This window comes from Pseudomonas sp. SM4 (assembly GCF_051913165.1).
Taxonomy (GTDB): Bacteria; Pseudomonadota; Gammaproteobacteria; order Pseudomonadales; family Pseudomonadaceae; genus Aquipseudomonas.
Genome location: NZ_JBODOE010000014.1, coordinates 41,053 through 61,680, shown reverse-complemented (window position 1 = coordinate 61,680; position 20,628 = coordinate 41,053). Strand labels below are relative to the sequence as shown.

The 20,628-nt window shown below is 59.9% G+C and carries 19 protein-coding genes and 1 pseudogene; 10 read left to right on the top strand and 10 right to left on the bottom strand.

Translation table 11 applies throughout. The annotated features are described in order from the left end of the window. Window positions 1–39: 39 nt before the first annotated feature. The 3 genes from alr to dadA all read right to left on the bottom strand — a co-directional run bounded on the left by alr (window position 40) and on the right by dadA (window position 2,838). Window positions 40–1,113 (bottom strand): alanine racemase, encoded by a 1,074-nt coding sequence (gene alr, locus ACQ4MY_RS23575; RefSeq protein WP_440096649.1) that lies wholly within the window; start codon window positions 1,111–1,113, stop codon window positions 40–42. 95 nt (window positions 1,114–1,208) lie between these two features. Beyond that, a complete protein-coding gene (locus ACQ4MY_RS23570; protein WP_053125004.1) occupies window positions 1,209–1,562 on the bottom strand; it encodes a RidA family protein in 354 nt (117 codons plus the stop codon). After that, window positions 1,534–2,838, bottom strand: a complete 1,305-nt coding sequence (gene dadA, locus ACQ4MY_RS23565; protein ID WP_064389549.1) for a D-amino acid dehydrogenase — start codon at window positions 2,836–2,838, stop codon at window positions 1,534–1,536. Before dadA ends, ACQ4MY_RS23570 begins: the two co-directional genes overlap by 29 nt. Before the next feature lie 156 nt (window positions 2,839–2,994). On the opposite strand from dadA, the gene ACQ4MY_RS23560 reads away from it, so the two are divergent. Next, complete coding sequence (locus tag ACQ4MY_RS23560; RefSeq protein ID WP_003177284.1) at window positions 2,995–3,483, top strand: Lrp/AsnC ligand binding domain-containing protein; 489 nt, start codon at window positions 2,995–2,997, stop codon at window positions 3,481–3,483. Window positions 3,484–3,570: 87 nt separating this feature from the next. Here ACQ4MY_RS23560 and ACQ4MY_RS23555 read toward each other — a convergent pair whose 3' ends face one another. Continuing rightward, window positions 3,571–3,924, bottom strand: coding sequence for a YkgJ family cysteine cluster protein (locus tag ACQ4MY_RS23555; RefSeq protein ID WP_440096712.1), 354 nt, complete (start codon window positions 3,922–3,924; stop codon window positions 3,571–3,573). A 148-nt stretch (window positions 3,925–4,072) separates the two neighbouring features. Between ACQ4MY_RS23555 and ACQ4MY_RS23550 the strand changes: the two genes are divergently transcribed. Further along, window positions 4,073–5,383 (top strand): NAD(P)/FAD-dependent oxidoreductase, encoded by a 1,311-nt coding sequence (locus tag ACQ4MY_RS23550; RefSeq protein ID WP_440096648.1) that lies wholly within the window; start codon window positions 4,073–4,075, stop codon window positions 5,381–5,383. A 52-nt stretch (window positions 5,384–5,435) separates the two neighbouring features. Here the strand turns inward: ACQ4MY_RS23550 and ACQ4MY_RS23545 are convergent, their stop codons facing one another. After that, a complete protein-coding gene (locus ACQ4MY_RS23545) occupies window positions 5,436–5,681 on the bottom strand; it encodes a DUF1127 domain-containing protein (RefSeq protein WP_422610129.1) in 246 nt (81 codons plus the stop codon). 179 nt (window positions 5,682–5,860) lie between these two features. Here ACQ4MY_RS23545 and ACQ4MY_RS23540 point away from each other — a divergent pair, with 179 nt between their 5' ends. Next, window positions 5,861–7,282: a PLP-dependent aminotransferase family protein gene (locus tag ACQ4MY_RS23540; protein ID WP_440096647.1), complete on the top strand. Its 1,422-nt coding sequence runs from the start codon at window positions 5,861–5,863 to the stop codon at window positions 7,280–7,282. A 60-nt stretch (window positions 7,283–7,342) separates the two neighbouring features. After that, window positions 7,343–8,911, top strand: coding sequence for a phospholipase D family protein (locus ACQ4MY_RS23535; RefSeq protein ID WP_440096646.1), 1,569 nt, complete (start codon window positions 7,343–7,345; stop codon window positions 8,909–8,911). A gap of 185 nt (window positions 8,912–9,096) precedes the next feature. Here the strand turns inward: ACQ4MY_RS23535 and ACQ4MY_RS23530 are convergent, their stop codons facing one another. Together ACQ4MY_RS23530 and ACQ4MY_RS23525 are read right to left on the bottom strand one after the other, a co-directional pair. Beyond that, window positions 9,097–10,242, bottom strand: coding sequence for an MFS transporter (locus tag ACQ4MY_RS23530; RefSeq protein ID WP_440096645.1), 1,146 nt, complete (start codon window positions 10,240–10,242; stop codon window positions 9,097–9,099). 332 nt (window positions 10,243–10,574) lie between these two features. Beyond that, on the bottom strand, window positions 10,575–12,068 hold the full coding sequence (locus tag ACQ4MY_RS23525) for an aldehyde dehydrogenase (RefSeq protein WP_008086799.1): 1,494 nt from the start codon (window positions 12,066–12,068) through the stop codon (window positions 10,575–10,577). Between the two features lie 240 nt (window positions 12,069–12,308). Between ACQ4MY_RS23525 and ACQ4MY_RS23520 the strand changes: the two genes are divergently transcribed. Further along, the gene (locus tag ACQ4MY_RS23520; RefSeq protein ID WP_008086800.1) at window positions 12,309–12,671 is read left to right on the top strand and encodes a cupin domain-containing protein; all 363 of its coding nucleotides are present in this window, start codon (window positions 12,309–12,311) and stop codon (window positions 12,669–12,671) included. A 208-nt stretch (window positions 12,672–12,879) separates the two neighbouring features. Here ACQ4MY_RS23520 and rpmG read toward each other — a convergent pair whose 3' ends face one another. Continuing rightward, a complete protein-coding gene (gene rpmG, locus ACQ4MY_RS23515; protein WP_003177274.1) occupies window positions 12,880–13,035 on the bottom strand; it encodes a 50S ribosomal protein L33 in 156 nt (51 codons plus the stop codon). Window positions 13,036–13,046: 11 nt separating this feature from the next. Beyond that, window positions 13,047–13,280, bottom strand: a complete 234-nt coding sequence (gene rpmB / locus ACQ4MY_RS23510) for a 50S ribosomal protein L28 (RefSeq protein ID WP_007920377.1) — start codon at window positions 13,278–13,280, stop codon at window positions 13,047–13,049. A 448-nt stretch (window positions 13,281–13,728) separates the two neighbouring features. Here rpmB and ACQ4MY_RS23505 point away from each other — a divergent pair, with 448 nt between their 5' ends. Next, the gene (locus tag ACQ4MY_RS23505; RefSeq protein WP_008086803.1) at window positions 13,729–15,315 is read left to right on the top strand and encodes an ABC transporter substrate-binding protein; all 1,587 of its coding nucleotides are present in this window, start codon (window positions 13,729–13,731) and stop codon (window positions 15,313–15,315) included. Between the two features lie 98 nt (window positions 15,316–15,413). On the opposite strand, the gene radC is transcribed toward ACQ4MY_RS23505, so the two are convergent. Then, the gene (gene radC / locus ACQ4MY_RS23500) at window positions 15,414–16,088 is read right to left on the bottom strand and encodes a RadC family protein (RefSeq protein WP_008086466.1); all 675 of its coding nucleotides are present in this window, start codon (window positions 16,086–16,088) and stop codon (window positions 15,414–15,416) included. A 135-nt stretch (window positions 16,089–16,223) separates the two neighbouring features. On the opposite strand from radC, the gene coaBC reads away from it, so the two are divergent. From coaBC to argB, 4 genes and pseudogenes are all read left to right on the top strand, one after another. Further along, entirely contained in the window at window positions 16,224–17,432 is a 1,209-nt protein-coding gene (gene coaBC / locus ACQ4MY_RS23495; RefSeq protein WP_440096644.1) for a bifunctional phosphopantothenoylcysteine decarboxylase/phosphopantothenate--cysteine ligase CoaBC, read from the top strand. Window positions 17,433–17,437: 5 nt separating this feature from the next. Next, complete coding sequence (gene dut / locus ACQ4MY_RS23490; protein ID WP_008086463.1) at window positions 17,438–17,893, top strand: dUTP diphosphatase; 456 nt, start codon at window positions 17,438–17,440, stop codon at window positions 17,891–17,893. 316 nt (window positions 17,894–18,209) lie between these two features. Then, window positions 18,210–19,586 (top strand): annotated as a pseudogene (locus ACQ4MY_RS23485) (phosphomannomutase/phosphoglucomutase); the annotation flags it as partial. Window positions 19,587–19,603: 17 nt separating this feature from the next. After that, window positions 19,604–20,509 (top strand): acetylglutamate kinase, encoded by a 906-nt coding sequence (argB, locus tag ACQ4MY_RS23480; RefSeq protein ID WP_003229488.1) that lies wholly within the window; start codon window positions 19,604–19,606, stop codon window positions 20,507–20,509. The last annotated feature ends 119 nt before the right edge of the window (window positions 20,510–20,628 follow it).

Sequence of the window (20,628 nt, the reverse complement as noted above, 5' to 3'; positions counted from 1 at the left end):
AGCGTTCAGTATTTACAACACTTGGCCCCCGCAGCGGCGTCAACCCTCGGAATAGAGCCTTGGCACTCGACGCAGGTTGCAGAAGATCTGGTACGGGATGGTGTCGGCCCACTGCGCCACTTCACTGGCGAGAATGTTTTTGCCCCACAGCTCGACGGTCGACCCCAAACCGGCTTCCGGCACATCGGTAAGATCGATGCAAAGCATGTCCATCGACACGCGACCGATAATGCGGCTGCGTTTACCTGCCACCAAAACTGGCGTGCCGGTTGGCGCCTGACGCGGGTAGCCGTCGGCGTAACCCATGGCAACCACACCAATGCGCATCGGTTTGTCGGTGATGAATTTGGCGCCGTAACCGACAGGCTCACCGGCCGGCAGCTCACGCACGCAGATGACTTTCGATTCCAGGGTCATCACCGGTTGCAAACGATCCGCCACGGCGTTGGCTTCTTCGAACGGGGTCGCGCCATACAGCATGATGCCCGGACGCACCCAGTCACTGTGGATCTGCGGCCAACCGAGTACGGCGGGCGAGTTGCGCAGGCTGACTTCCGCCGCCAGGCCCTGACGCGCCGCTTCAAACACCGCAACTTGCTCGGTGCTGTTCTGCGCATGCAGCTCATCGGCGCGGGCGAAGTGGCTCATCAAGACGATTTTCGCCACTTTGCCGCTGGCCAGCAGACGTTGATAAGCCGCCGCATAATCCTTCGGATGCAGCCCAACGCGGTGCATGCCCGAATCGAGCTTCAGCCAGACGGTGATCGGTTTGCTCAGCGCTGCCTGCTCGATTGCTTCGAGCTGCCAAAGCGAATGCACCACCGTCCAGAAATCATGCTCGACGATCAGCGCCAGCTCGTCGGCCTCGAAAATCCCTTCCAGCAACAACACTGGCGCAAAAATGCCGGCGGCGCGCAGTTCCAGCGCCTCCTCGATGCAGGCAACGGCAAACCCGTCGGCCTCGGATTCCAGCGCCTGGGCGCAACGCACCGCGCCATGGCCATAGGCATCGGCCTTGATCACCGCAAGCGCCTTGGCGCCGGTGACTTCGCGGGCAATTCGGTAGTTGTGGCGCAGGGCTTGAAGGTCGATCAGGGCACGGGCAGGACGCATGGCGGCAGACTTCTAGGCGGTCATGGGAATAAAAACCGGCGCCGACTGACGACGTGAACCGCCAACAGCGCCGGGAGAGGGATCTTTACAACTTTTTACGGCAGCGCGGCGACGATAGAGATTTCTACCAGAATGCTCGGCTTGGCCATTTTCGCTTCGACGGTGGCACGGGCCGGCGCGGCGCCTTTTGGCAGCCACTGATCCCACACCGAGTTCATCCCGGCGAAGTGCTCATCGATGCCGTTCAGGTAGATCGTTGCCGACAACAGGTGCTGTTTGTCGGTGCCGGCCAGATCCAGCAATCGCTCGATATTGGCCAGAACGTCGCGGGTCTGCTGTTCAATCCCGGCGTTGAAGTCGTCACCGACCTGCCCGGCCAAGTACACGGTGCCGTTGTGGCTGACGATCTGACTCATGCGCTCATTGGTGAGCTGGCGCTGGATTGACATGTTTTGCGGACTCCTGAATTTTGTTGCCGTAACGGGAAATATCGAGGCCTTCGGCGCTGATCTGCGGCTTTTTCTTCGCCATCAGGTCGGCCAGCAAACGACCGGAACCGCACGCCATGGTCCAACCGAGCGTGCCGTGACCGGTGTTGAGGAACAGATTCTTGAACGGCGTGGCGCCAACGATCGGCGTGCCATCCGGCGTGGTCGGACGCAGACCGGTCCAGAAACTCGCTTCGGCCAGATTACCGCCCTGAGGATAAAGGTCGTTGACGATCATCTCCAGGGTTTCGCGGCGACGCGGGTTCAGCGACAGGTCAAAACCGGCGATCTCGGCCATGCCGCCGACGCGGATGCGGTTGTCGAAACGGGTGATCGCGACCTTGTAGGTCTCGTCGAGAATAGTCGAAGTCGGCGCCATCGCCGGGTTGGTGATCGGCACGGTCAGCGAGTAACCCTTGAGCGGATACACCGGGGCTTTGATGCCCAGCGGCTTGAGCAGTTGCGGCGAGTAGCTGCCGAGCGCCAGCACGTAGCGGTCGGCGGTTTCCAGCTTGCCGTCGATCCACACGCCGTTGATGCGATCACCGGCGTAGTCGAGTTTCTGAATGTCTTGGCCGAAGCGGAATTCGACACCGAGTTTCACTGCCATTTCGGCGAGGCGCGTGGTGAACATCTGGCAGTCGCCAGTCTGATCGTTCGGCAGGCGCAGGGCACCGGCGAGGATGTCAGTGACACCCGCCAGTGCCGGTTCAACGCGGGCAATGCCGGCGCGGTCGAGCACTTCAAACGGCACGCCGGATTCTTTCAGCACGGCGATGTCTTTCGCGGCGCCATCGAGCTGTGCCTGGGTGCGGAACAGCTGAGTCGTGCCGAGGCTGCGGCCTTCGTAGGCGATGCCGGTTTCGGCGCGCAGTTCATCGAGGCAGTCACGGCTGTACTCGGACAGACGCACCATGCGCTCCTTGTTTACCGCGTAACGGTTGGCGGTGCAGTTGCGCAGCATCTGCGCCATCCACAGGTACTGGTCGATGTCGGCAGTGGCCTTGATCGCGAGAGGGGCGTGGCGTTGCAACAGCCACTTGATCGCCTTGAGCGGTACGCCCGGCGCGGCCCACGGCGAGGCATAGCCCGGCGAGACCTGGCCGGCGTTGGCGAAACTGGTCTCCATGGCCGCAGCCGGCTGCCGGTCGACCACCACCACTTCAAACCCGGCACGGGCCAGATAGTAAGCACTGGCGGTACCGATGACGCCGCTACCCAAGACCATTACGCGCATTTTTGTATCCCTCATCGCGGCGGGGCCGCGTACGTCTGTTGTTAGAGCAATGATGCGCGCAGTGTAAAAAAGAAATGCCAGTGCTTTTCACTATATAAGCGCCTATATTTGGCGACAATTCTCGGCAAAAACCCTTTTCACGGAGGCGCATCCCCTATGCGTACCAACACTCAGACCAAACGTGAGCTGGACAAGATTGACCGCAACATCTTGCGGATCCTGCAGGCGGACGGGCGGATTTCCTTTACCGAACTGGGCGAAAAGGTCGGGCTCTCGACCACGCCGTGCACCGAGCGCGTGCGGCGTCTGGAGCGCGAAGGGATCATCATGGGCTACAACGCCCGGCTCAATCCGCAGCACTTGAAGGGTAGCTTGCTGGTGTTCGTCGAGATCAGCCTCGACTACAAATCCGGCGACACGTTCGAGGAGTTCCGCCGCGCGGTGCTGAAATTGCCGCACGTGCTGGAGTGCCATTTGGTGTCAGGGGATTTCGACTACCTGGTGAAGGCGCGGATTTCCGAGATGGCCTCGTACCGCAAGCTGCTGGGCGACATTCTGCTGAAACTGCCGCATGTGCGGGAATCGAAGAGCTATATCGTCATGGAAGAGGTTAAGGAGAGCTTGAGCCTGCCTATCCCGGATTGAGATTTTGAAGATCAAAAGATCGCAGCCTTCGGCAGCTCCTACAGGGGAATGCATTTCTCTGTAGGAGCTGCCGAAGGCTGCGATCTTTTAGACCAGCACCTGCCGATTCGCCGCCATGTACTCGAAAATCTGCTTCTCCACCCGCGGATGAATCAGCTCCACCGGCCGCCGCTCATTCGGGCAAGGCAAAGTCTTGGTCGTACCAAACAGCCGGCAAATCAACGGCCGCTCTTCATACACCGTGCAGCCATTCGGCCCCAGGTGCACACAGTTCAGCTCTTCCATCGCCGCATCCTGCTCGGCGCGGGTCTTGCGCGGCAAGCGGGCCATTTCTTCCGGCGAGGTGGTCACCGGCCCACAGCAATCGTGGCAGCCGGGCACGCACTCGAACGAGGGGATCTGCTGGCGCAAGGTGCGGACTGTCTGGCTGTCGCAGCTCATCGAAACGGTAACCAAGGTGAAATAGGCGGCAATTGTGCCGCAAAAGCCGTGATCCAGACACCGCAGGCCGACCAGTGTTGCCCCCGTTCGGGCGTGCGGCTTATGCTCCGTCAAATTTTCTCGACACCTTAGCCGTTGGATGACGCCCATGACCGCCCGCGCCCACTCCCCCGCGAGCCAACCCCACGTTGCCTCTTACTACGCCGCCAGCAGCCTGCCGCAACCCGATCATCCGTCGCTGCAAGGTGAAGTCGTAGCGGACGTCTGCGTGGTCGGTGGCGGTTTTTCCGGACTGAACACGGCGCTGGAACTGGCCGAGCGCGGGCTCAGCGTGGTGTTGCTGGAAGCGCACAAGATCGGCTGGGGCGCCAGCGGTCGTAACGGCGGGCAGTTGATTCGCGGCGTCGGCCACGGTCTCGATCAGTTCGCCAACGTCGTCGGCAGCGACGGCGTACGCGAGATGAAACTGATGGGCCTGGAAGCGGTTGAAATCGTCCGCCAGCGCGTCGAGCGTTTTCAGATTGCCTGCGACCTGACCTGGGGCTACTGCGACCTCGCCAACAAACCTTCCGACCTCGAAGGTTTTGCCGAAGACGCCGAGGAGTTGCGCGGCCTCGGTTATCGCTACGAAACCCGCCTGCTACAAGCCAGCGAGATGCACACCGTGGTTGGTTCCAAGCGCTACGTCGGTGGTTTGATCGACATGGGTTCGGGGCATCTGCATCCGCTCAATCTCGCGCTGGGCGAAGCGGCTGCTGCGCAACAATTGGGCGTCAAACTGTTTGAACACTCAGCAGTGACGCGTATCGACTACGGCCCCGAGGTCAAAGTCCACACGGCTCAGGGTTCGGTTCGAGCCAAGACTTTAGTGCTCGGTTGCAACGCCTATCTCAATGATCTGAATCCGCAACTCAGCGGCAAAGTCCTGCCCGCCGGCAGCTATATCATCGCTACCGAACCGTTGAGCGAAGAGCAGGCGCACAACCTGCTGCCGCAAAACATGGCGGTCTGTGATCAGCGGGTGGCGCTGGATTACTACCGACTCTCGGCGGATCGTCGCCTGCTGTTCGGCGGCGCCTGCCATTATTCGGGGCGCGATCCGAAAGACATCGCGGCGTATATGCAGCCGAAGATGCTCGAGGTGTTCCCGCAACTGGCGGGCGTGAAGATCGATTATCAGTGGGGCGGGATGATCGGCATCGGCGCGAACCGTCTGCCGCAGATCGGCCGGCTCAATGATCAGCCGAACGTGTATTACACCCAGGCCTATTCCGGGCATGGGGTAAATGCCACGCACCTGGCGGGCAAGTTGCTGGCTGAGGCGATCAGTGGGCAGCACAGCGGTGGGTTTGATTTGTTTGCCAAGGTGCCGCACATCACCTTCCCGGGCGGCAAGCATTTGCGCTCGCCGCTGTTGGCGCTGGGGATGTTGTGGCATCGCCTAAAAGAGTTGGTCTGAACCACCCCCTTTTGATCGTTCCCACGCTCTGCGTGGGAACGATCGGTGTCGTTCAGATCCGCCAGAACGGCTTCAACCCCTCCTCCTGCGCCTGCTCACGCGTCAGCCCGATGTCCTTGAGCTGGTCCGCCGTCAACGCCAGCAACGCCTTGCGCGTGTGCAGACGATGCCACATCAGACCCCAGCGGCTCAGGCCGGACGGTGCGTTACGCATGATCTCATTGCGCGCACGATCCTTCTGCCCTGCCGCCAGTTCCTGACTGTGTAACGTCAGCCGCACATCGCTCAAACCGTTCATTTTTGTCGCTCCTGTTTACTTGGGTAGCCAGAGATTCCATGATGCGCGGGCGAGCAAAACCATTACAGATTCAAAGCAAGTGTATTAACTCCATACAGATTTGCCGCTCTGCGGACTGAATTGACGATTTATCTCGCATCTGTACTGGTCTTCCGAATCTTCTGCACCGAGGCAGCGCCATGACCCTCTACGTAAACCTCGCCGAATTGCTCAGCACGCGCATCGAACAAGGCTTCTATCGCCCCGGCGACCGCTTGCCGTCGGTGCGCGCCTTGAGCGTCGAACACGGGGTCAGTCTGAGCACGGTGCAGCAGGCCTATCGCATGCTCGAAGACAGCGGACTGGCCACGCCGAAACCCAAGTCCGGCTACTTTGTGCCGGTCGGTCGCGAGCTGCCGGAGCTGCCCGCCGTCGGCCGTCCGGCGCAGCGGCCAGTGGAAATTTCGCAATGGGATCAGGTGCTGGAATTGATTCGCGCGGTACCGCGCAAGGACGTCGTGCAACTCGGTCGCGGCATGCCCGACATCAGCACGCCGACCATGAAACCGTTGTTGCGCGGCCTCGCCCGCATCAGCCGTCGCCAAGACATGCCCGGTCTGTATTACGACAACATCCACGGCACCCTCGAACTGCGTGAACAAATTGCTCGGTTGATGCTCGATTCCGGCTGCCAGTTGAGCGCCAGCGATCTGGTCGTGACTACCGGTTGCCACGAAGCTTTGTCCACCAGCATCCACGCGATCTGCGAGCCGGGCGACATCGTCGCGGTGGATTCGCCGAGCTTCCACGGCGCCATGCAGACCCTCAAAGGTCTGGGCATGAAAGCCCTGGAAATCCCCACCGACCCACTCACCGGCATCAGCCTTGAAGCGCTGGAACTGGCGCTCGAACAATGGCCGATCAAAGCCATCCAGCTCACCCCGAACTGCAACAACCCGCTCGGCTACATCATGCCGGAGTCGCGCAAACGCGCGCTGCTCACCCTCGCCCAACGCTTTGACGTGGCGATCATCGAAGACGACGTGTATGGCGAACTGGCCTACACCTACCCGCGTCCGCGCACGATCAAATCCTTCGACGAAGATGGCCGCGTGCTGCTCTGCAGTTCGTTTTCCAAGACTCTCGCGCCGGGGCTGCGCATTGGTTGGGTCGCGCCGGGGCGATACCTCGAGCGCGTGCTGCACATGAAATACATCAGCACCGGATCGACCGCGCCACAACCGCAGATCGCCATTGCCGAATTTCTCAAATCCGGCCATTTCGAACCACATTTGCGGCGGATGCGCACGCAATACCAACGCAATCGCGACGTGATGATCGATTGGGTGACGCGCTATTTCCCCGCCGGCACCCGCGCCAGCCGCCCGCAAGGCAGCTTCATGTTGTGGGTCGAATTGCCGGAAGGTTTCGACACGCTGAAACTGAATCGTGCGCTGCTTGATCAAGGCGTACAGATTGCTGTTGGCAGCATCTTTTCTGCCTCGGGCAAGTACCGTAATTGCTTGCGGATGAACTACGCTGCCAAGCCGACAGCACTGATCGAGGAAGCCGTGCGCAAGGTCGGCGAGACCGCAATCAGACTGCTTGCCGAAACCGACTGACTTTTTTCCAGACATCAGCGTCCATATGCCGACCTTTGCCGCCTACCGGAACAATCCTACGTGAGCTTCAGACAGCCCCTACTCGCCTTGCTGTTACTCGCCTCGTTCCTGAGCGGCTGCGCCAGTCTCGACGTGCCGCGCGAGCCAAGTCAGGCGTTACCAGCGTCCAGCTCCAGCTTCGGCCGTTCGATCCAGGCCCAGGCCGCGCCGTATCAGGGACGTTCCGGCTTTCGCCTGCTGTCCAACAGCACTGAATCCTTCACCGCCCGCGCCGAGCTGATCCGCCATGCGCAGGTCAGCCTCGATTTGCAGTACTACATTGTCCACGACGGCGTCAGCACGCGAATGCTCGTCGAGGAACTGCTCAAGGCTGCCGACCGTGGCGTGCGCGTACGCATCCTGCTCGACGACACCACCAGCGACGGTCTCGACCAGATCATCGCCACGCTGGCGGCGCATCCGCAGATTCAGATACGCCTGTTCAACCCGCTGCATCTGGGCCGCAGCACCGGCGTCACCCGCGCGGCCGGGCGCCTGTTCAACCTGTCGCTGCAACACCGGCGCATGCACAACAAATTGTGGCTGGCGGATAACAGCGCGGCCATCGTCGGCGGGCGCAATCTGGGCGATGAGTATTTCGATGCCGAGCCGAACCTGAATTTCACCGACATCGACATGCTCAGCATGGGGCCGGTGGCCGAGCAGCTCGGGCACAGTTTCGACCAGTACTGGAACAGCGCGCTGAGCAAACCAATCGAAGAATTTCTCTCCAGCAAACCGACCGCCAAAGACTTGCAGAACACCCGCACGCGCCTGGAAGAATCGCTGGAAGAAACCCGTAAACAGAATCACGCGCTGTATCAGCAGCTGATGACCTTCACCACCGAGCCGCGCATGGACATCTGGCGCAACGAGCTGATCTGGGCGTGGAATCAGGCATTGTGGGATGCGCCGAGCAAGGTGCTGGCCAAGGATGAGCCGGATCCGCAATTACTGCTGACCACGCAACTGGCGCCGGAACTGAAGAACGTCAGCAAAGAGCTGATCATGATTTCGGCGTACTTTGTGCCGGGGCAACCGGGGCTGGTGTACCTGACCGGGCGCGCCGATGCGGGTGTTTCCGTGAGCCTGCTGACCAACTCGCTGGAAGCCACCGATGTGCCGGCGGTGCATGGCGGCTATGCGCCGTATCGCAAGGCACTGCTGGAACACGGTGTGAAACTGTATGAACTGCGCCGCCAGCCTGGGGATAACTACGGCAGTGGCCCGCATGTGTTTTACAGCAAGTCGTTCCGTGGCTCGGATTCGAGTTTGCACAGCAAGGCGATGATTTTTGACCGGCAGAAATCGTTTATCGGCTCGTTCAACTTTGATCCGCGTTCGGTGTTGTGGAACACCGAGGTCGGGGTGTTGGTGGACAGTCCGAAGTTGGCTGAACATGTGCGAGAGCTGGCGTTGCAAGGTATGGCGCCGGCGTTGAGTTATCAGGCGAAATTACAGGATGGCCAGATCGTTTGGGTCACCGAAGACAATGGCCAGATGCATACACTGAGCAAAGAGCCGGGGAGTTGGTGGCGACGGTTTAATGCATGGTTCAGCACCAGCGTCGGCCTGGAGCGCATGTTGTAATCAAACAGCGAACTCTGCTCTAGAGGGCTTTTGTGGCGAGGGGATTTATCCCCGTTGGGCTGCGAAGCAGCCCCAAAACCTTCAATTGCGGTGTATCAGATACACCGAGTGCGATGGTTCTACGACTGCTGCGCAGCCGAGCGGGGATAAATCCCCTCGCCACAGGGTTTATCCCAAATACCTGTTCAGGCAGGTTCTGTCACTGGGCCGAATGCACCTTGGCGCAACAGCAATATCACCAACCCAAACGCACCGATCGCCATCAGCAGCGGCAACGCATGTCCGCTGATCCACTGACTCCCCGCCCCCGCCGCCAACGGCCCGATCAGGCAACCCACGCCCCAAAGCTGCGCGATATGCGCATTCGCCCGCACCAGCGCATCGTCGCGATAACGTTCGCCAATCAGAATCAGCGACAGCGTAAACAATCCGCCTGCACTGGCGCCGAACAACACCCACAACGGCCAGATCAGCAGCGTATCGAGCAACAGCGGAATCGCCAGACTCGACAGCATCAACACCACCGCGCAACCCGCGAACAAAGTGCGTCGCGACAGGTAATCGGCCAATGCGCCAATCGGCAGTTGCAGCAGCGCATCACCGACCACCACGGTGCTGACCATCGCCAAAGCGATCTCGGCAGTGAAGCCTTGTTGCAGGCAATACACCGGCAGCAACGTCAGGATCATTGCCTCGAACGCCGCAAACAACGATACCGCCCATGCTATCGCCGGCAGGTCGCGAGCAAAGCCCCACAGGTCGCGGAATGTCACGCTGCTCGCCTCACTGCTCGGCGCACCGCTACGGCCCAACAACAGCAACGGCGAAACCAGCAGCAAGCCGACGCCAACCCAGAATCCGTAATCGTCTTCAGTGCCGAGCGCGCCCAGCAGCAGCGGGCCAGACAACTGGCTCAACGCATAACTGCTGCCATACAGCGCCACCAAGCGACCACGCCAGTTCTCGACCACCAGTTGATTGATCCAGCTCTCGCCGAGGATGAACACGATGGTCAGGATCACGCCGATCATCAGCCGCAGCAGCAGCCAGATCGGGTAACTCGGCAACAGCGCCAGCAGACCGATCGACAATGCTCCGGCCCACAGACACAGGCGCATCAGGTTCGCCGTGCCGAAGTGCGCCGCCAGATGACTGGAAATCTTCGCGCCGAGCAACACGCCAATCGCCGGCATCGCCGCCATCACGCCGATGGCGAAAGAGCCGTAACCCCAACCCTCCAGACGCAACGATACCAACGGCATGCTGACCCCCAAGGCCAGGCCGACACTCAAGACAGACGCCAACACGGCGAAATACGTCGCCCAACGCATGGTCCACGCTCCTGTGGATAATTATTATGTGCACCGCAAAACCACTGTGGGAGCGAGCCTTTGTGGTGAGGGGATTTATCCCCGTTGGGTCGCGTAGCGGCCCCAAAACCTGCAAGCGCGATGTATCAGGTACACCGCGCGCACTGATTTTGCGACTGCTTCGCAGCCGAACGGGGATAAATCCCCTCGCCACAAAAGCTCGCTCCCACAGGGATATCTGTTTGGTCAGGAAACCCGCTCACACAGGGGATCTCTGATTGGCAGGAAGCCCGCTCACACAGGGGATCTCTGTTTGGCAGGAAGCCCGGCGTGACCGGGCTTCCGTTAACGGCTTACAGCTTGATCCACGTCGCTTTCAGCTCGGTGTATTTGTCGAACGCGTGCAGCGACTTGTCGCGGCCGTTGCCCGACTGCTTGAAGCCACCAAACGGTGCGGTCATGTCGCCGCCGTCGTATTGATTGACCCACACGCTACCGGCGCGCAGTGCTTTGGCGGTCAGGTGCGCCTTGGAGATGTCTTGCGTCCATACCGCAGCGGCCAGGCCATACGGCGTGTCGTTGGCGATCTGGATGGCTTCTTCAGCGGTATCGAAAGCGATAACCGACAGCACTGGCCCAAAGATTTCTTCCTGAGCGATCTTCATCGCGTTGCTCACGCCGTCGAAAATCGTTGGCTCAACGTAAGTGCCGCCGGTTTCCTGAAGAATGCGCTTGCCGCCGGCGACCAGTTTGGCGCCATCGGTGTGACCGGATTCGATGTACGACAGCACGGTATTCATCTGCTGCGTGTCGACCAGCGCACCAACGTTGGTGGCCGGATCCAGCGGGTTGCCCGGCTTCCAGGCTTTCAGCGCCTCGATCACCATCGGCAGGAATTTGTCCTTGATCGAACGCTCGACCAGCAGCCGCGAACCGGCAGTGCAGACTTCGCCCTGGTTGAAGGCGATGGCGCTGGCAGCGGATTCAGCTGCAGCTTGCAGATCCGGCGCATCGGCAAAGACGATGTTCGGGCTCTTGCCACCGGCTTCGAGCCAGACGCGCTTCATGTTCGATTCGCCGGAGTAGATCATCAGTTGCTTGGCGATCTTGGTCGAACCGGTGAACACCAGCGTGTCGACATCGTTATGCAGGGCCAGCGCCTTGCCGACGGTGTGGCCGTAGCCTGGCAGCACGTTGAGCACGCCTTTCGGGATACCGGCTTCAACGGCCAGCGCAGCGATGCGGATGGCGGTCAGCGGCGATTTTTCCGATGGCTTGAGGATCACCGAGTTACCGGTCGACAGCGCCGGGCCGAGTTTCCAGCACGCCATCATCAGCGGGAAGTTCCACGGCACGATCGCACCGACCACACCGACGGGCTCGCGGGTTACCAGACCCAGTTGATCGTGCGGCGTCGCTGCCACTTCGTCGTATATCTTGTCGATCGCTTCACCGCTCCAGCTCAGCGCTTGCGCCGCGCCCGGAACGTCGATGTACAGCGAATCGCTGATCGGCTTACCCATGTCGAGGGTTTCGAGCAGGGCCAGTTCTTCGGCATGCTGCTTGAGCAGGCCGGCGAAACGGATCATGGTGGCTTTGCGTTTGGTCGGTGCCAGACGCGACCACACGCCGGAATTGAAGGTGGCGCGAGCGTTTTCCACAGCGCGCTGAGCGTCGGCGGCGTCACAGCTGGCAATCTTGCCGAGCAGACGGCCATCGACCGGGCTGATGCACTCGAAGGTCTCGCCGGAGACGGCGTCGGTGTATTCGCCATTCAGGTAGGCGCGGCCTTCGATTTTCAGGTCGCGGGCGCGTTGTTCCCAGTCGGCACGAGTCAGGGTGGTCATTTCGAGTGTCCTCCGCTTGTTGAATACGAGCGCCGCGCGATCTTCGCCAGCGTCCTCAAGAATTCTGCCCGGCCAGCCGGTTTTTCGGCCAGAGGCACCCGCCACCCTAAACCAGCGGCCGGGGTTGTTTCAATATATTTGACATAAGGTGGCCATACGGCCTTGCGGTGTTGATTTTAATCAACATAGACTTTGGCCCTTTTCCAGCCAATCGCGCCGTATTCACGGGGGATAACAACAATGAACATCCAGAACGTCGTCGACATCAGCCTGACCAGCAGCGAAGCCGAACGCTATCGCCCGGATCCGGCGAAAGTGCTCAAGGGTGATCCTGAACAAGCGGTGTTCCATCAATACGACAGCCCTTGTGGGCAGATGGGCGTTGGCGTGTGGGAAGGCGCGGTTGGCCAGTGGACGGTGAACTACACCGAACATGAATATTGCGAGATTTTGCAGGGCGTGTCGGTGCTGCGTGACAGCGATGGCAATGCCAAGACGCTGCGTGTTGGCGACCGCTTTGTGATTCCGGCGGGGTTTCGTGGCACCTGGGAAGTGCTGGAGGCTTGCCGCAAGGTCTATGTGATTTTCGAACAAAAGGCTTGAGGATTTTTGCTGGCTGATCCGGGCCTATCGCTGGCAAGCCAGCTCCCACAGGGGAAATTGGTGTTCACAAAATTGTGTTCAACACAAAAACCTGTGGGAGCTGGCTTGCCAGCGATGAGGCCCGCACAGACACCACAGAAATCCAAAGGCAACAAAAAAGGCCCGTATCGTGAGATACGGGCCTTTTTCGTAAGTCGGGAAAAATCAATTACTTGATTTTGCCTTCCTTGTAGATCACGTGCTTGCGAACAACCGGATCATATTTCTTGATCTCGATTTTGTCCGGGGTAGTACGCTTGTTCTTGTCGGTAGTGTAGAAGTGACCAGTACCGGCGCTCGAGATCAAACGAATCAATTCACGCATGATTAGCTCCCTTAAATCTTGCCATCGCGGCGAAGTTCGGCGAGCACGACAGTGATGCCACGCTTGTCGATGATACGCATGCCTTTGGCAGATACGCGCAGACGCACAAAACGTTTCTCTTCTTCAACCCAGAAGCGGTGATGCTGCAGGTTCGGCAGGAAACGACGACGGGTTTTGTTGTTTGCGTGGGAAATGTTATTCCCAGTCACCGGACCCTTACCGGTAACTTGACATACTCTCGACATGCCTCAGCCCTCTAAAACCACATGCCCAACCCGGCATGGGTTGGCCGCTTAATCTCTCAGTCATTTGGCGCCAGGCGCCGCGTTTCTTTAGAGGTCTTACCGGCTACACCTACAGTGAAGGAACCGGGCCCCTAGAAAAGAGCGCTGCTTTATACCAGAAAGACCGGGGTGCAACAACTTTCCGTGTGCAATCAATCCACAAAAAAGCGTTTTTTCGACCTGCGAACGCTTTGGATAAAGGCCGGCACCGGTTTTTACCACTCGTCGAAGAAAATCATCCGCACACGGCTTTCAGACTTTTTGCGCAGCGCCGTGGTCTGAAAAACCGCCATCACTGTGCCCTTAAAATGCAAAAAGGGGATAGTCATTTGTAATCCAGCCCTCTAGGGTAGGCCTTTTCCAGACTGCACTTGCAGATGGGCCTTCGATCTGTAAAAGGAAACCGACCATGCGCCTCGCTGCCCTACCCCTGTTGCTCGCCCCGCTCCTGCTGAGCCCTCTGGCCCAGGCCGCCGCGCTGAGCGTTTGCACCGAGGCCAGCCCGGAAGGGTTCGACGTGGTGCAATACAACTCGCTGACCACCACCAACGCCTCGGCCGACGTGCTGATGAACCGTCTGGTGGACTTCGACACCGCCAGCGGCAAAGTCGTGCCGAGCCTGGCCGACAGCTGGGAAGTCAGCACCGATGGCCTGACGTACGTGTTCAAACTGCATCCGCAGGTGAAATTTCACACGACCGATTACTTCAAGCCGAGCCGCGAGCTGACCGCTGAAGACGTCAAATTCAGTTTCGACCGCATGCTCGACCCGGCGAACCCGTGGCACAAAGTCGCCCAAAGCGGTTTCCCGCATGCGCAGTCGATGCAGTTGCCAGCACTGATCAAGAAGATCGACGCACTCGATCCGCTGACCGTGCGCTTCACCCTTGATCACCCGGATTCAACCTTCCTGGCGACCCTGAGCATGGGCTTTGCCTCGATCTATTCTGCCGAATACGCCGACAAACTGATGAAGGCTGGCGCGACGGACAAGCTCAACAGCCAGCCGATCGGCACCGGCCCGTTCGTATTCAACCGTTTCCAGAAAGACGCGGCGATCCGTTACAAGGCCAACCCGGACTACTTCGGTGGCAAGCCTGCAGTCGATCCACTGATCTTCGCCATCACCCCGGACGCCAACGTGCGCCTGCAAAAGCTGCGACGTAACGAGTGCCAGATCGCCCTGTCGCCGAAACCACTCGACGTACAAGCCGCGCTGAAAGAACCGACCTTGAAAGTCGAAAAGACTGACGCGTTCATGACTGCTTTCGTTGGCATCAACAGCCAGCATCCGCCACTGGACAAGCCGGAAGTGCGCCAGGCGATCAACCTCGCGTTCGACAAGGCCAACTATATCAAGGCTGTGTTTGAAGACACCGCTGAAGCGGCCAACGGCCCTTACCCGCCGAACACCTGGAGCTACGCGAAGAGCCTGCCGGGCTATCCGCACGACATCGCCAAAGCCAAGGCGCTGATGGCCAAGGCTGGGTTGAAGGATGGGTTCCAGACCACCATCTGGACGCGTCCGTCGGGCAGCCTGCTCAACCCGAATCCAAGCCTCGGTGCACAGATGCTGCAGTCGGATCTGGCAGAGATCGGTATTCAGGCGGAAATCCGCGTGATCGAGTGGGGCGAACTGATTCGTCGCGCCAAGGCCGGCGAGCATGATCTGTTGTTCATGGGCTGGGCCGGCGATAACGGCGACCCGGATAACTTCCTCACGCCGCAGTTTTCCTGCGCGGCAGTCAAGTCGGGGACTAACTTCGCGCGCTACTGCAATGCCGATCTGGACAAGCTGATCAGCGCCGGCAAGACCACCAGCGAACAAGGTGTACGCACCAAGCTGTACGAGCAGGCGCAGGCGCAGATTCAACAGCAGGCGCTGTGGTTGCCGTTGGCGCACCCGACCGCTTACGCGCTGACGCGCAAAGACGTGCAGGGCTACGCCGTCAGCCCGTTCGGCCGCCAGGACTACTCCAAGGTCAACCTCAAATAACCTGCCCCTGTAGGAGCTGCCGCAGGCTGCGATCTTTTGATTTTGTTTTTTAAGATCAAAAGATCGCAGCCTGCGGCAGCTCCTACAGGGAGCGGAAGTTACATCCAGCCGCACTCCGCCATCGACAGCGGCTCGCCGTCACCTATGATGAAGTGATCGAGCACCCGTACATCAATCAGCTCCAGCGCCTTTTGCAAACGCTTGGTCAGCAATCGATCCGCCTGACTGGGATCAGTGCTGCCCGACGGATGGTTGTGGCAGAGGATCACGGCGGCGGCGTTATTGGCCAAAGCGCGCTTTACGACTTCTCGGGGATGCACGCTGGTGTTGTCGATCGAACCGCGAAACAGCGCCTCGAAATTCAGTACTTGATGCTTTGAGTCGAGAAACAGACAGCCAAATACCTCATGGGGCTCATGCCGAAGCATCGCTTTAAGGTAATCGCGCACGACTTGCGGATTCTCCAGCGCCGGTTTCTTGCGCATGCGCTCGGCCAGATGCCGGCGCGCCATTTCCAGCACCGCCTGCAGTTGGGCATATTTCGCCGGACCGAGGCCCAATTGCTCACTGAACGCTGCCAGATCGGCTTCAAGCAAAACCCGCAGGCTGCCGAATTGGTTCAACAGATGTCGCGCCAGATCCACCGCGCTTTTGCCAGAGACCCCGGTGCGTAAAAAAATCGCCAGTAATTCAGCATCGGAAAGGCTTCCCGAACCCTGTTCCAGCAGCTTCTCCCGCGGGCGTTCCGCCGCAGGCCAATCACGAATACTCATAGCACTTCCCTGTCTGTGGGCGCCGCTGTTCCGTAGCGGTCGCTGTGATATCTTAGCCCATCTTTTTTGCGGGCGGATTCACCCTGGGGAGGGGGTTTCGCCACGTATGTCACCCACGAAATGAAAGGCAGACCTATGCAGCGGCTGTATCGGAAACGCATCGTTCTGGGCGTCGGCGGCGGCATCGCGGCCTACAAGAGCGCCGATCTGGTTCGTCGCCTGATCGATCAGGGCGCCGAAGTGCGCGTGGTCATGACCCACGGCGGCGCCGAATTCATCACCCCGCTGACCATGCAGGCGCTGTCCGGCCACCCGGTGCACCTCGACTTGCTCGACCCGGCCGCCGAAGCCGCGATGGGCCACATCGAGCTGGCCAAGTGGGCCGATCTGGTGCTGATCGCCCCGGCCACCGCCGACCTGCTCGCGCGTCTGGCGCAAGGCATTGCCAATGATTTGCTGACCACGCTGGTACTCGCCACTGACGCTGTCGTCGCTGTCGCGCCGGCCATGAATCAGGCGATGTGGCGCGATCCGGCGACCCAGGCCAACCTGCAACTCCTTGAAAGCCGTGGCCTGAAGACCTTCGGCCCGGCCTCGGGCAGTCAGGCCTGCGGCGACGTCGGCATGGGCCGGATGATGGAAGCCACTGACCTCGCACAGTGCTTGGCAGACTGCTTCCAGCGCCAGGCACTGACCGGCAAACACGTCGTCATTACCGCCGGCCCGACTCAGGAAAACATCGATCCGGTGCGCTACATCACCAACCACAGCTCCGGAAAAATGGGCTTTGCCCTCGCCGAAGCAGCGGTTGAAGCCGGCGCCCGCGTCACGCTGATCAGCGGCCCGGTGCACCTGCCGACGCCGGATCGCGTCACGCGTATCGACGTGGTCAGCGCCCGCGACATGCTCGCGGCTTGCGAAGCCGCGATCCCGTGTGACGTGTTCATTTCCTCGGCAGCGGTTGCGGACTACCGCCCGGAAGTCGTTGCCCCGCAAAAACTCAAGAAAGATCCTACGAGCGGTGACGGCTTCGTCCTGCAAATGGTGCGCAACCCAGACATTCTGGCCACCATCGCGACCCGTCCCGACCGTCCGTTCAGTGTCGGCTTTGCCGCCGAGACCGAACACCTGCTCGACTACGCTGCACGCAAGCTGAAGGACAAGAATCTCGATTTGATCGTCGCCAACGACGTCGCCAACCCGAGCATCGGTTTCAACAGCGAAGAAAACGCCTGCAGCGTGATTGACCGTGCGCTGCACGCCACGGTTTTCGCCCAGACCAGCAAGAGCAAGATCGCTCGCCAACTGGTCACTTTTATCGCCGAACGTCTGAACCAGGTTTAATTTACATGCACGCTTTGCAAGCCAAGATCCTCGACCCACGCATCGGCACCGATTTCCCGCTGCCGCAATACGCCACTCCGGGCTCCGCCGGCCTCGACCTGCGCGCCATGCTGGAACAGGACATCGTGATCAAGCCGGGTGAAACCGTGCTGATCCCCACCGGTCTGTCGGTTTACATCGGCGACCCGAACCTCGCCGCGCTGATCCTGCCGCGCTCGGGCATGGGCCATAAGCACGGCATCGTGCTGGGCAACCTCGTCGGCCTGATTGACTCCGATTATCAGGGCCCGCTGATGGTGTCCTGCTGGAACCGTGGCCAGAGCGATTTCACCATGACCGTCGGCGAACGCCTGGCGCAACTGGTGCTGGTACCAGTGGTGCAGGCGCACTTCGAAATGGTTGAAGAGTTCGTCGAAACCGAACGCGGCACCGGCGGTTTCGGCCACACCGGCACCAAATAAGCCATGTAGGAGCTGCCGCAGGCTGCGATCTTTTGATCTTGATTCTTCAAAAACAAAATCAAAAGATCGCAGCCTTCGGCAGCTCCTACAGGGGAAAATTTCAGGCAGATCAGCTGATAGGTTTAACACCGTAAATCAAGGTTTTGCCGGCCGAAAGCCACGCCAGCCGAGGCGTCATGGCCCTTTCATACCACGAACTCTCTGTGGAAAACGCCGTCATACCCTTCAGTTTGAGCCTGCCGTCGAACGATTCGTCGGTCTGTCCCGCCACTTTCGAGATGGAGCATTTCCGTAGATGAGCACCCCAGCCAAGATCGCCCCGAAGCTGCCCGACAGCATTTTCCGCGCCTATGACATTCGCGGCACCGTGCCGGAATTCCTCAATGCCGAAACCGCTTACTGGATCGGTCGCGCCATCGGTTCGCAGAGCCTGGCCCAAGGTGAGCCGAATGTGTCCGTCGGTCGCGACGGCCGCTTGTCCGGCCCGGAGCTGGTTGCCGAGCTGATCCGCGGTATCGCCGAGAGCGGCTGCCACGTCAGCGACGTTGGCCTGGTGCCAACGCCGGCGCTGTACTACGCCGCCAACGTGCTGGCCGGCAAATCCGGAGTGATGCTCACCGGCAGCCACAACCCGTCGAACTACAACGGCTTCAAGATCGTCATCGCCGGCGACACCCTCGCCAACGAACAGATTCAGGTGCTGCATGAGCGCATCAAGACCAACAACTTGAGCAGCGGCACCGGCAGCGTCACCCAAATCGAGATCCTCGACCGCTACAACACCGAAATCGTCCAGGACATCAAACTGGCGCGGCGCATGAAAGTCGTGGTCGACTGCGGCAACGGCGCGGCCGGCGTGATCGCCCCGCAACTGATCGAAGCGCTGAACTGCGAAGTCATCCCGCTGTTCTGCGAAGTCGACGGCAACTTCCCGAACCATCACCCGGATCCGGGCAAGCCTGAAAACCTCGTCGACCTGATCGCCAAGGTCAAGGAAACCAACGCCGACATCGGCCTGGCGTTCGACGGCGACGGCGACCGTGTCGGCGTGGTGACCAACACCGGCAGCATCGTCTACCCGGATCGTCTGCTGATGCTGTTCGCCCGTGACGTGGTCGCGCGCAACCCGGACGCCGAGATCATTTTCGACGTCAAATGCACCCGTCGCCTGGTGCCGCTGATCAAGGAATACGGTGGTCGTCCGCTAATGTGGAAGACCGGTCATTCGTTGATCAAAAAGAAAATGAAACAATCCGGCGCGCTATTGGCCGGTGAAATGAGCGGGCACATTTTCTTCAAGGAGCGCTGGTTCGGTTTCGACGACGGTATCTACAGTGCCGCACGGCTGCTGGAGATCCTCAGCAAGGAAAAATCCACTGCGGAAGAGCTGTTTGCGACCTTCCCGAACGATATTTCTACGCCGGAAATCAATATCCATGTGACCGAAGAGAGCAAATTCAGCATCATTGATGCACTGCACGACGCACAGTGGGGCGCAGGCGCTGACCTGACCACCATCGACGGCGTGCGAGTCGATTACGCCAAAGGCTGGGGCCTGGTGCGCGCATCCAACACCACGCCGGTGCTGGTGCTGCGCTTCGAGGCCGATGACGAGGCTGAATTGCAGCGCATCAAGGACGTGTTCCACGCCCAATTGAAACGCGTTGCACCTGATCTCCAACTACCGTTCTGATCCACCCGGAGCCCTGAATGACCCTCGAACGCGAAGCCGCCGCCCATACCGCCCAGGTTCTGTCCGAAGCGTTGCCTTACATCCGACGTTATGTCGGCAAGACCCTGGTGATCAAATACGGCGGCAACGCGATGGAAAGCGAGGAGCTGAAAACCGGCTTCGCCCGCGACATCGTCTTGATGAAAGCCGTGGGCATCAACCCGGTGGTCGTGCACGGTGGCGGCCCGCAGATCGGTGATCTGCTCAAGCGCCTGTCGATCGAAAGCCACTTCGTCGACGGCATGCGCGTCACCGACGCGGCGACCATGGACGTGGTCGAAATGGTTTTGGGCGGTCAGGTCAACAAAAGCATCGTCAACCTGATCAACCGCCACGGCGGCAGCGCCATTGGTCTGACCGGTAAAGACGCCGGGCTGATCCGTGCGAAGAAGCTCACCGTGACCCGCCAGACACCGGAGATGACTCAACCGGAAATCATCGACATCGGTCAGGTCGGCGAAGTGGTCGGGATCAATACCGAACTGCTGAACCTGCTGGTCAAAGGCAACTTCATCCCGGTCATCGCGCCGATTGGCGTGGGTGAGAACGGCGAGTCGTACAACATCAACGCCGACCTGGTCGCTGGCAAAGTGGCCGAAGCGTTGAAAGCCGAGAAGCTGATGCTGCTGACCAACATTGCCGGCCTGATGGACAAGTCGGGCACCGTGTTGACTGGCCTTAGCACCCAGCAGGTCGACGATCTGATCGCCGACGGCACCATCTACGGTGGCATGCTGCCGAAGATTCGCTGCGCGCTGGAAGCGGTTCAGGGCGGCGTCGGTAGTTCGTTGATCATCGACGGTCGTGTGCCGAACGCGATCCTGCTGGAAATCTTCACTGATACTGGTGTGGGTACGTTGATTAGTAATCGCAAGCGTCCTTGATCGGTAATTGCTGAAAGCAAAAGATCGCAGCCTGCGGCAGCTCCTACAGAAACGTCGTTTTGTATGAAATTTCTGTAGGAGCTGACGAAGTCTGCGATCTTTTTTATGCGCGCAAGAAA